The organism is Polynucleobacter sp. MG-28-Ekke-A2 (genome assembly GCF_035012985.1).
Lineage (GTDB): Bacteria > Pseudomonadota > Gammaproteobacteria > Burkholderiales > Burkholderiaceae > Polynucleobacter.
The window spans coordinates 1-277 of the sequence record NZ_JAYGQU010000073.1; the positions used below are offsets into that span (position 1 = coordinate 1).

Annotated in this window: 1 pseudogene; it reads left to right on the top strand. The window is 45.5% G+C overall.

What is annotated here, in order from left to right:
- Positions 1 to 277: pseudogene (locus tag VC188_RS11975) on the top strand (IS5/IS1182 family transposase); the annotation flags it as partial.

Below are 277 nucleotides of genomic sequence, written 5' to 3' on the forward strand. Positions count from 1 at the left end.
GACTTGGGTGTCACTCCCATCATCCCCAAATGCAAAACCTCTAGCAATCGATCTAGTGGTCTGTTTGATAAGAATGCGTTTATCTACCACCCCGATAAAAATGAATACGAGTGCCCTGCAGGGCAAGCATTAATAGAGCGATTTAAAACCGTGGAGCATGGTAAGAATCTGATTGCATACTGGAGCTCCAACTGCAAAACCTGTGCCTTAAAGCCTCAGTGCACTACCGGAACAAACAGAAGAGTCAAGCGCTGGGAACATGAAGTAATGCTAGATC